We start from the raw sequence: 10,865 nt of genomic DNA, 5'->3' as shown, positions 1-10,865 counted from the left end.
GCGTAGCCCGTAGCACGCCGACCTTGCCCACACAAGCGCAAGCGAAGTGTGGGCAAGGGCACGCCCAAAAAATTAAACAAAAAATTACATAATCCTAACACCAGAATTTGATAAATGTACATTGGAATGAACTATTTTACAACTAAAACCGTTACACGAATAAGCCCTATGAAAACCGCCATAGTTATCGGAGCAGGACTCGGAGGACTTTGCACCGCACTGCGACTTACTCAAAAAGGTTACACAGTAAAAATAATTGAAAAAAACTCAACCTTAGGGGGAAGATTAAACATTCTACAAGATAAAGGATACAGCTTTGATGTAGGTCCCTCATTCTACTCTATGTCCTACGAATTTGATGAACTATTTAATAGTATAGGAATTAAAAATCCGCTTCAAATAGAAAAGCTAGAACCTATTTACCAAGTATATTTTAGAAACCGCAAAACGCCTTTCAAAATCTACACAGACATAGACAAACTTGCCCAAGAATTTGCTTTTGAAAGTAATTTCAGAGAAAAAATAGAAAAGTATCTTGAAAAAGCCGCCCAATTTTTTCACGACACTGAAAAAACAATCGTTAAGAAGAATTTTAACTCTATCCCTCACTATCTGCTTGGAATGACAAAAGTTCCCCTAAAACACATTCCGTACTTATTCCAATCCATGTGGAAAGTATTAGACAAAACGTTTGACCACGAAGAAACTAAAATTATTTTTTCATTAGTAGCCTTTTTTTTAGGTTCTACGCCCTTTGAAACGCCCTCTATTTATGCTTTACTCAATTATACCGAGCTCAAACATGATGGGTATTGGGCAGTAAAAGGCGGGATGTACAGCATCGTGCGTGAAATTGAAAAAATACTCAAACAAAGAGGTGTAGAATTTATTACCAATACAGAAATTGTAGATTACGAAAACGGAAAGCCGAATAAAATATCCGCTTTCATAGATCAAAATGGAAAAAAATACGCTGCAGATATTTTTGTAGTAAATAGTGACGCAGCTGCTTTTAGGGGAAAAGTGCTCAAAAAAGCTAAATATGAAGAATCAAAGTTGGATAGGTTAGATTGGACACTTTCACCTTTTACTATTTACCTTGGAGTTAGAAAAAAACTCAAAAATTTGATACACCACAATTACTTTTTGGGGGATAACTTCAAAGAGTATGCAAGTAAGATATTCAAATCTACTATCGCGCCTGAAAAGCCTTATTACTACGTCAATGTAACCTCAAAGTCTGATCCTACTACTGCGCCCGAGGGGTGCGAAAATGTATTTATCTTATGCCCTGTACCTGACCTACGCTATAAAAAAGATTGGAACGATACAGAAAGCTTTGCTTTGAATATTATTCAGGACTTGCAGGAACGCATAGAAGACAACATTTTAGACTACATTGACACAATGCACGTTATGAATCCCATAGATTGGCAAAACAAATTCAATCTATACAAAGGTTCAGGGTTAGGACTTTCGCATGGGATGCTGCAAGTAGGTGGCTTTAGACCTAAAAACTATGACGAAGACTACAAAAATGTGTTCTATGTAGGTGCATCTACTACGCCTGGAACAGGTCTGCCAATGGTTGTAATTAGCTCAAAGTTAGTTACTGAACGGATTGAAAAAGCAAACCTATAATTTTTAACATATATGGACGCACTTGCATTATATTCTCAATGCTGCGCCAAAATGGCTAAGCTACTTACAAAAGAGTATTCCACTTCGTTTAGCAGGGCTATCCATCTTTTGTATCCTTCCTTGCGCAAGCCTATATACGCTATTTATGGATTTGTGCGATTAGCTGATGAAATTGTAGATACTTTCTATCACCAAGACCAAAAAGCCGTATTTGAAGAATTTCGTAAGGAAGTAGATAAGGCGCTAAGGCTAAAATTTTCAATCAATCCTATTTTGCATGCTTTTCAGGAAGTGGTTCATCTTTATAACATTCCCCGAGAGTACATTGACGCTTTTTTGCATAGCATGGAATTAGATTTGACCAAACATGAATATACGGATGATGAAGTAGCTGTATATATTTATGGTTCAGCGGAGGTAGTTGGACTAATGTGTTTGTGTGTGTTCGTAACTGATGAAAAAGAAAGGGAGGTTCTTATACCATACGCAAAAAAGTTAGGTTCTGCTTTTCAGAAAGTTAATTTTTTGAGAGATATCCAAGCAGATTTGCAAATTAGGAAGCGTGTTTATATTCCCAAAGAGCTGTTAGAAAATGGCAGAATTACAGAAAAAACTAAAAAGCGCTACGAAGAGATATTAGAACAAGAATTTCAAGAAGCTCAAAAAGGGATCGATTTGCTACCTAAAACTTGCCGTAAAGGGGTACAAATTGCCCATACTTATTTTTATGCTTTGTTCAAAAAAATACAGCGCAAAAGTGTTGAGGAAGTTTTACAAAAGCGTATTCGTATCAATAATTTTCATAAGCTGACTTTACTAGCACGGGCATCTTTATTATGGTAGCTACTGCATTCTTATTGCTTTAATAGGAGATATTTTCTTACTGTACAAAGCAGGAAAAAGCATAAAGGCTGTACAGACCACAATTACACCAAAATCAATAGACAATAAACTGGTTATACTAAAACGCATAGGTACGTAGTCTAAAAAGTAACTTTCGGGGTTGAGCTTCAATACTCTGTAATGCTGTTGGATAAAAACGATAATTGAACCCAGCACATTCCCCACGATACTGCCCAAAGCAATTAACATAGCAGATTGATAAATAAAAATACCTCTAATTTGAGTCTCTTTTGCTCCCATTGCTTTGAGAATTCCAATAGTTTGAGTTTGCTCTAAAATCAACACTAAAAGTGTGCAAGTCATGTTCATAGTAGCCACTATTAGCATTAAAGCGATTATGATGCGCACATGCCCACCTTGTAAATCAATCCAATTGAATAAATTCGGATAAAGCTGATAAATGGTATAAACTTCTTGTTCTAATATCCCCAAGTGATGTAAAATATTTTGAATCCTGTCTTTATCTTGCTCTAATCTACTTTTATCTTTAAGCCATATTTCTAGCCCCATCGTTTGAGCGGGTTGCCAATCTAAGATTTTTTGTAACAGATAAACCGATGCTATAACTGTATTTTCATCAATATTCTGCATGTTAGTTTGAAAGATACCTACTATTTTAACTACACGCGCCTTAGCATTTTGCTGTAAAAAAAAGAGTTTTAACTTATCATTTAATTTGAGTTGGAGCTTTTGGGCTAAGGTTTTACCAATAATAACCTGCAAAGCACTGTCTGTATGGGGAAGTTTGCCTTCAACAAGGTGTTGCCTAAAAAACTCAAGTGGATTTTCTTTGCTTACTCCTTTAATGAGAATACCCTCTATGTCTGTTTTACTTTGTGCTAATGAAGGTAGTAGAACATAATGGCTAATCCGCTCTATATTCGGATGTTTGCTTTTTAACTTTTGGACTAAGCTGTCTGAAAAAAATATAGGTTCATTACTTATTCCCTCTTGGGCGTTATATCTACCGATTTGCAGCTGGGCCTCATACCCAAAAATAGCTTGGGTAATTGCTTCTTTAAAACCGCTATGAATGGAAATAGCCACTTGAATCACACAAACAGATACAACTATTCCAATAACTCCTATCCATAGAATTACACTGCTTTTATTTCTTTTTCTTTGAAAAATTGTTCTAAAAGCTATATAACGTGCAAACATGACACAAAAATAAATTCTAATAACTTCTTACTTTGCTTTTTGATATGAACTGCATACAATAAAATTTGATTTTTTTACACAAAATACATATAAATTATTTGTGCTGTTAGTTTTTTTTGCGTAAATTTGCAGAGTTTAATAAATTAAGGTATGAAAGGACTGTTTATTCTTGTATTTACTTTTTCTCTTTTCTTGACTACCCCCATAAGAGTAGGTAACCTTGTAATGGAATTACCTGATGGGTTTGAAATTCCCAAAGGAAGTGGGATAGTAAAAGAAAAAAATACACTTTATTTCAAAGCGGTAGGACTTGAAGAGCAAGATGTTTTAGAATTCAAAGTAATGCCTCGCATCTCCGAAGTTAGTATAGAAACGGCAAAGAAAGAGATTGTAGAAAAGTATAAGCCAGAAACAGATTATGGAATAGAAAATTTCAAAACGCCCTTCTTTAAGGGACACATTGCTTGTATGCACAATAATGAAGCTAACACTTTAACTCATGTAGCTGTGCTACGTAACGATCTAAATGCCTACCACATTGTTTTACGACAAATGTATAAAAGTAAACAGCAGGGGGACAAAGTTTTCAAAAAGTTTCTAAATTCTGTGGAAAAAGCGCCTGTCAAGATTGTGCATCAGAATGATAGATAATTTGACCTTTTTAAGCTAACCTACAAAGTTTGCACAAGCCATTAGTTTTTTTATGAGACCAAAAATTCCAGCGGTATTTCTAAATAAAATTCATAAATTCCTTTTTGAATTTTACAAGCACTTCCATACTTTTGTAGCAAACTTCAAAACTCAAGTCTATGAATATTAAAAAAGCTGTTGATACAAAATATGAGCATTATACGCTCAATGCGTTACTAAATGCCCCTGTATCTGCTTTAGAAGGCATCGGACCTAGCGCGGCCAGAGTTCTTGATGAAATCATGGGCATTCGCAACATCGAAACTATGCGGTATTTCAACCTTAAACTACGCCGTTTGCCTGCTGATAAGTTACAAGCTGTATGTCAAGCATTTGGGGTTTCTAATCGTGCAGAACTGATTGCAAAACCTTTTGTAGGCATTGCTCGCGCTATTTGCGAATTGGCTAAGTACGAAAGAATTAACATAGCTGCAGCATTAGACAAAGAATATGAAAACAAACGATTTAATGATTTGCTTAGTGCTCCTATAGAAGCTATTCAGGGTATAGGAAAGGCTTCCGCCGAAGTGATCACTAAGCACACAGGGGCTAAAACTATTGGTGAATTAGGCTATATTTTTGTGGATAACCTTAAAGAAGAAGACAGAAAAGCGCTCATTGAGTATTTCAAATTAGAAGATGAAGAAGCTCTTGATGATTTTTTTGTTTTTGAAATTGCAAGATCTATTGTAGCCCTTGCAAAAGTAGAAGAATAGACGTTAATACTTGTAAAAACTTTATATTGCTAAAAATTGAACAGAACTTTAAGATAAAACAGAGGACTTTTGAAATAGTTACGCATACTAACATCCTCAAACATGCAAACAAGTGTTTCTTGCAAGCCTTTTGAACGGCTTGCTTTTTTTACTATCCAATTGAATAACCAAGGATACTGTACCAAACGCTGTAAAGTAGTACTGATTTCTAGTTCTGCTTTTAGTCTTTGTGTAATAGCTGTGTCATAGCCTAGTAAAACTTCTTCTGAAAAGTCTAATTTATGGTCTAAACAATGCCGTAAGGTTAAAGCTGCTAAGTAACCTGAATACATAGCATTGCCTATGCCCTCGCCTGTAAAAGGATCTATCAATGCGCCTGCATCGCCCAAAAGTAAGTACCTATGCCCTGATAATCTTCTTAATTTTGAACCTAACGGCAAGTTCCATCCTGTAATCTTACCTTCCAATTTTGCATGTGTGAATCTTTTGCGAAGTTCAGGTTCATTTTCAATGCAATCCAAAACTTTTTGGCGCAAATTTACACGATACTTGCTAATATAGTCGCTGCGCATGCCTATGCCTACATTAACTGTATTTTCTGTCAGAGGAAATATCCAAAAGTAGCCAGGTAAAAGAGATTTTAAGTAGTGTAGCTCAATAAAATTTTGTGAATGAATACCTTGTACATTCTTAAAATAAGCCCTTACCCCCGCACAGTGGTGCTTAGGGTCTAATTCATATTTTCCAAACCGAGAAGCTATGATAGAATTTGCCCCGTCAGCACCTAAAATAACTTTGGTATAGTAAATAAGTTTTTCCTTGCCATCGGTTTCAATCATGATGCTGTCAGGTCTATAGCGAGCAATTTTAACCTCTGTACCTTCATGAAAACGAATAAGAGGTTCTTTTTTGATCTTTTCAATTAAAAAATTATCAAAATCCTTTCTGCGAATAACAAATCCTGGTGGCTTATCAGGTTGAGGTTGTTTTTGAAAAGGTAAATCTACTCTATGACCGTCCGGAGATATAAAGCTAATTCCCCATGTGGTTAAAGCATAAGGTTGGGCTTGTAGTTCATTTATCCAAGCAGGTTCAATTTTGCGAATAACTTCTAAAACCTTACCGCTAATAGCATCGCCACAAATTTTATCCCTTGGAAAAATAGCCTTATCGAACAAGGTACATGGAATACCAAGTTTAGCTAAGGTAAGTGCAGCCGTAGCACCCGCAGGTCCTGCACCAATAATAGTTATTCTTTCATGCTCATCCATACAACTACGAATTCTTTTTTATTTGATGCTCTACTTTAAGTTCTAAACCAAAAGCAAACTTAAAGTGTTCTAATGCGTTCTGTCGTATAAAATCTATTTCTACATCAGGAACCTCATCAGCATGTACGTAAAGTATCACTTTATCTTTTTTAATCTCTGCTGAAACAGACTTTACAACATGCCTACGGGCATAGTCTAGCCCTACTGCAATTCGTAATATAGCCGATAGCCGATTAACCTTATCTCTTTCAGCGGGAGATAATACATTGTAATGTAAATGCTCTAAAGAAGGTAGGCTTTTTCTGTGGTAGCGAACAATATTACTTAGCCAAACAATTTCATCACTATTGAATCCTGCTAAACCTGAATGAAGAATAATATACTGTCCATGTTTATGATAGCCGCTTCGGTTTATAAACATCCCAACTTCGTGTAATAGAGCAGCATATTTAAGTAGTTCAGATTCTTTATGTGAATACTGATGTAAAGGTAAAAGTGCATTAAATAAGTTAGTAGCTAAATGACTTACCTGTAAAGCATGTTGTTGATGTGCCCCAAACCTTTTGCTTAGCATTTTTACGCTTTTTGTACGAATATTTTGCTCAAGCTGTGTATGAATCTCTAAAAGTTGGGCAGCATGTTCCTCTACGTAATTGTAAATTATTCCTTCTTTTAGCGCATAGTGCGACACTTTAAGTATCTTAACCGTAGGTAAATAAGAAAGTACAAAATCTATAAGAATACAACCAGGTACAATCATATCTACGCGTTGCTTATCCATGCCAGGTATTTGCAAGCGCTGGTGTACATTTGAATTGACAATTTGATGAAAAACAGACTTAAAGTCTTGGGGCGTGAAAGAAAACTCATTGATGGTTGTAATATCTTTTTTTTGTTTGTGGGCAATAATTTGTCCTATTGCTTCAAAAGAACCTGACGAACCTACAATAGTCTTTACCTCAAATTCTTGGATTTCTTGCAGAAGCTTTTCAAGTTCATTTTTGAGGTGGCTTCTAAGTTGGGCAAGATCATTTTCTGTAATTGGATCAGATTTTACAAAAGCATCTAATAAACGTTGGGCACCTACATTTATGCTCCGTATCAGTTTAGCACTATTGGCGTTGCCTACGATAAATTCTACACTTCCCCCACCGATATCTATCATTAAAACCTCCTCGTTATCTAGATGAACAGCATGTTTTATACCTTGATAAATGAGGGCGGCTTCTTCATTTCCGTTGATAACTTGGATATCTATACCTGTTTGTTCTTTGACAGTTTTGATAAATTCTTTTCCATTTTTGGCACTTCGAATCGCTGAAGTCGCCATAGCGATTACTTTATTTGTACCTCTTGCATCTATAATTTTTTTGAATTTTTTTATCGCACATAATCCTCTTTCAAAAGCTTCGGGAGCTATTTGTCCTTGACCAATCCCACCCTGCCCCAATCGTACCATTTCTTTATACTTTTCTTTAATTTGGACTTCATCTTTACTTTTAATTTCGGCAAAAGTGAGGTTAAAAGTATTTGTACCTAAATCAATAGCTGCCAAAACTTGAATATTTTCCATGACACAAAAGTAACGCAAAATCTACATAACCAAAATTGATAAACTTTTACTTAAATAGGTCTAAAAGATAATTTTATTTTTTGGGCGTGCCCCTTGCTGCGCAAGGGTCGGGGCATTCCGCACGTAGCCCGTAGCACGCCGACCTTGCCCACACAAGCGTAAGCGAAGTGTGGGCAAGAGCACGCCCAAAAAAATCAAATAAAACTTTTTTATTCCATTTTTGTTTGTACTTTTGCAATCGGCTTAGGGGTGCTTGTGTATCTTGCATACGCAGGCTGAGAGTATACCCTCACTACCTGACCAAGATAATACTTGCGAAGGGAAAGCGTCATACGAGAATATACAGGCATCTTTTAAGCCACCTTCATTTATTTAATCTCAAAGCGTTATGTATATTCTCGGTTTAATCCTTAATTTGATTACCTTTTCTATTACAGGCATTGTACAAGATGCAGAAAATCAACAGCCTGTAGCAGGTGCGGTGGTTTCCATCCTTGAAACAGAAGAAAGTACTACCACCGACGAAAAAGGACAGTACGGTCTGTACAACCTTGATCCAGGTACATACACCGTACAAGTGCAAATGTTAGGTTACCAAACTACTAAACAAACCGTAGTTATCAAAAACGAAAACGTAGTAGCCAACTTTCTACTCAATCCTCTCAACATCATGAAAGAGGAAGTAGTAGTAGAAGGTATCCGCGCAGATGAAAAAGCTCCCTTCACTCAACAAGTTATCACTCAAAAACAGATAGAACAAGTCCATTATGGACAAGACCTTCCTGCATTTCTTAATCGTACTACGGCAGCGACATTTTACAGCGATAATGGCACAGGAATAGGTTACCAGTTTTTGCGCATTCGCGGTATGGATCAATCTCGTATCAACACTACTATCAACGGTATTCCCTACAATGACGGTGAAAACCTGTGGGTTATCTCTGTCAATATCACTGATATTCTCAATAGTTTGCAAAGTATTCAAATTCAGCGCGGGGTAGGTACTTCTTCAAATGGCGCTGCATCTTATGGAGGCTCTATCAACTATGTAACTCAAGATCTATTGCATGATCCAGCGTTTAATGTTCAATTAGGTTACGGTTCGTTCAATAGCAAACGCGCCACAGCGGAATACCATACAGGTCTACTTAAAAATAAATTTGCTTTCTACGGGCGATTCTCTAACACCTACACAGATGGCTATCGCCAAAATTCAGGTTCAAACATTAACAGTTACATGTTTAGCGGGGGCTATTTTGGTAAAAATAGCGTGCTCAAATTTAACTTCTTTGGAGGTAAAGAACAATCTAAGTTGGCTTATTTAGCCATAGACAAAAAAACCTTAGACACAAATAGGCGCTATAATCCCCTTACACGATATGATGAAGACGTGTTTATGCAAAACTTTTATCAACTTCAATATGAGCAGAAAATCAATAATCGCATACGTTTAAGTGCATCTCCGTATTACATACAAGGGCGAGGGGGCTACCGTACATTTGTGTATAATCCCACTTTTGAAAGTCTAAATTTACCTAATATCATCACTCCTACGGATACAATTACAGGTATAGATAAAGCTCTCTGTACGTACGATTTAGTTTTAGATACCTATGGTGCTATGGCAAATGCTATCTATGAAGATAGTCTAAACAAGTTTATCTTGGGCGTACACGGTAATACGCATTCAGGTACACATTTACAAGATATTCTCAATGCAGAACTACTCCCACCGGGTACTCTCCCCAAGCACAGAGTATATGAGAATACAGGATATAAAACAGACATGAGTGCTTTCATTAAAGCGCAGCGCGCTTTTGGCAAATTGTTAATTTATGGCGATGCACAAATTCGGAATGCTTCTTTTCGTTACCTTGCCAAAGACTTTCCTATTTTGAGGGATACCTTTAAGGTAGATCCTATTTCTTGGACGTTTTTCAATCCCAAAGCAGGTGTTAGATACGAAATAAACAAGCAAATTAGTGTATATTCTTCCATAGGTATGACCACGCGCGAACCTGCGCGCATAGACATGTTCGGTGGATTAGGCGAACGCGCATACAGCGGACTTAGGTTAGACGCAGTAAAGCCTGAAAGCGTCGTAGATATTGAAATTGGGCTAAACTATCAGACTAAAAATTTCACTTTGCAAGCCAATTTGTACAATATGAATTTTAGAAATGAAATTGTTGCTACAGGTGAATACAACGCTATTGGTATAGCTTTGAAGCGAAATACTCCTCAAAGTTTTCGCAGAGGAATAGAATGGGATTGGACTTGGCGAATTGCACAAAAGCTTTACTTAACTCAAAACATGGCTATTAGTCAAAATAAAATCAAGGAGTTTACGCAATTTTACACAGTTTTAGATGAATTCGGGAATTTTGTAGAGAACAAGAAAGTTGTGTTCAAAAATACGAACACGGCGTATAGTCCGAGTGTAATAGGTTTTCAAAGTGTAAGGTATGTACCTAAGAGTTGGCTATTCTTTGAAGTAGCAGGCAAGTACGTGAGTAAAATCTACTTGGACAACACTTCTAATGAAAATTTAACCATTCCAGGCTTTTTCTATGCAGACTTTGCGGGGGGCATTTATTTGGACAAATGGCTTAAACATGGCAAATATTTGCTCAAATTGAACGTCAATAACTTTACAAACACACATTACAGTATGAACGGCTACACATATAGTTTTATTACTCGCACAGCTAACGGCGATGTACAAACTGACATACCTTTTTACTTTCCCCAAGCTACTTTGAACTACTTCATTACTTTGGATATACGTTTTTGATAAAATTTTTTGGGCGTGCCCTTGTGGGCATTTCGCTTGCGCTCATGCCCACAAGGTCGGCGTGCTTCGGGCTACGCTCACGCTTCGGTGCTTCGCTTCGCTACGCACTGGGCTAT

General features: G+C 36.8%; 9 protein-coding genes and 1 riboswitch. Of the genes, 5 read left to right on the top strand and 4 right to left on the bottom strand.

The window, feature by feature from the left end; translation table 11 throughout:
• Positions 1–114 precede the first annotated feature (114 nt).
• Entirely contained in the window at positions 115–1,641 is a 1,527-nt protein-coding gene (gene crtI, locus NZ519_07815; GenBank protein ID MCS7028655.1) for a phytoene desaturase family protein, read from the top strand.
• 12 nt (positions 1,642–1,653) lie between these two features.
• The gene (locus NZ519_07810; protein ID MCS7028654.1) at positions 1,654–2,484 is read left to right on the top strand and encodes a phytoene/squalene synthase family protein; all 831 of its coding nucleotides are present in this window, start codon (positions 1,654–1,656) and stop codon (positions 2,482–2,484) included.
• Here the strand turns inward: NZ519_07810 and NZ519_07805 are convergent, their stop codons facing one another.
• Positions 2,485–3,705 (bottom strand): ABC transporter permease, encoded by a 1,221-nt coding sequence (locus NZ519_07805; protein MCS7028653.1) that lies wholly within the window; start codon positions 3,703–3,705, stop codon positions 2,485–2,487.
• A gap of 192 nt (positions 3,706–3,897) precedes the next feature.
• Between NZ519_07805 and NZ519_07800 the strand changes: the two genes are divergently transcribed.
• Together NZ519_07800 and NZ519_07795 are read left to right on the top strand one after the other, a co-directional pair.
• Positions 3,898–4,356 (top strand): hypothetical protein, encoded by a 459-nt coding sequence (locus tag NZ519_07800; GenBank protein ID MCS7028652.1) that lies wholly within the window; start codon positions 3,898–3,900, stop codon positions 4,354–4,356.
• A gap of 158 nt (positions 4,357–4,514) precedes the next feature.
• Complete coding sequence (locus NZ519_07795) at positions 4,515–5,111, top strand: hypothetical protein (GenBank protein ID MCS7028651.1); 597 nt, start codon at positions 4,515–4,517, stop codon at positions 5,109–5,111.
• 29 nt (positions 5,112–5,140) lie between these two features.
• Here NZ519_07795 and NZ519_07790 read toward each other — a convergent pair whose 3' ends face one another.
• The 3 genes from NZ519_07790 to NZ519_07780 are packed head-to-tail and all read right to left on the bottom strand — an operon-like array spanning position 5,141 to position 8,144.
• Positions 5,141–6,382, bottom strand: a complete 1,242-nt coding sequence (locus tag NZ519_07790) for a geranylgeranyl reductase family protein (GenBank protein MCS7028650.1) — start codon at positions 6,380–6,382, stop codon at positions 5,141–5,143.
• Between the two features lie 4 nt (positions 6,383–6,386).
• Positions 6,387–7,955: a Ppx/GppA family phosphatase gene (locus tag NZ519_07785; GenBank protein MCS7028649.1), complete on the bottom strand. Its 1,569-nt coding sequence runs from the start codon at positions 7,953–7,955 to the stop codon at positions 6,387–6,389.
• A 60-nt stretch (positions 7,956–8,015) separates the two neighbouring features.
• A complete protein-coding gene (locus tag NZ519_07780) occupies positions 8,016–8,144 on the bottom strand; it encodes a hypothetical protein (protein ID MCS7028648.1) in 129 nt (42 codons plus the stop codon).
• A 46-nt stretch (positions 8,145–8,190) separates the two neighbouring features.
• Positions 8,191–8,295: riboswitch (TPP riboswitch) on the top strand.
• 48 nt (positions 8,296–8,343) lie between these two features.
• Here NZ519_07780 and NZ519_07775 point away from each other — a divergent pair.
• Positions 8,344–10,749 (top strand): TonB-dependent receptor, encoded by a 2,406-nt coding sequence (locus tag NZ519_07775; GenBank protein ID MCS7028647.1) that lies wholly within the window; start codon positions 8,344–8,346, stop codon positions 10,747–10,749.
• Positions 10,750–10,865 lie beyond the last annotated feature (116 nt).

The sequence above is a fragment of the Bacteroidia bacterium genome, from assembly GCA_025056095.1.
Classification (GTDB): domain Bacteria; phylum Bacteroidota; class Bacteroidia; order JANWVE01; family JANWVE01; genus JANWVE01.
The sequence above is the reverse complement of the archived record's forward strand: the minus strand, read 5'-3'. Positions and strand labels throughout refer to the sequence as shown.

Coding starts and splice junctions, on each gene's coding strand:
- crtI (MCS7028655.1), top strand. CDS start 115: ATGTACATTGGAATGAACTATTTTACAACTAAAACCGTTACACGAATA.
- NZ519_07810 (MCS7028654.1), top strand. CDS start 1,654: ATGGACGCACTTGCATTATATTCTCAATGCTGCGCCAAAATGGCTAAG.
- NZ519_07805 (MCS7028653.1), bottom strand. CDS start 3,705: ATGTTTGCACGTTATATAGCTTTTAGAACAATTTTTCAAAGAAAAAGA.
- NZ519_07795 (MCS7028651.1), top strand. CDS start 4,515: ATGAATATTAAAAAAGCTGTTGATACAAAATATGAGCATTATACGCTC.
- NZ519_07790 (MCS7028650.1), bottom strand. CDS start 6,382: ATGGATGAGCATGAAAGAATAACTATTATTGGTGCAGGACCTGCGGGT.
- NZ519_07785 (MCS7028649.1), bottom strand. CDS start 7,955: ATGGAAAATATTCAAGTTTTGGCAGCTATTGATTTAGGTACAAATACT.
- NZ519_07775 (MCS7028647.1), top strand. CDS start 8,344: ATGTATATTCTCGGTTTAATCCTTAATTTGATTACCTTTTCTATTACA.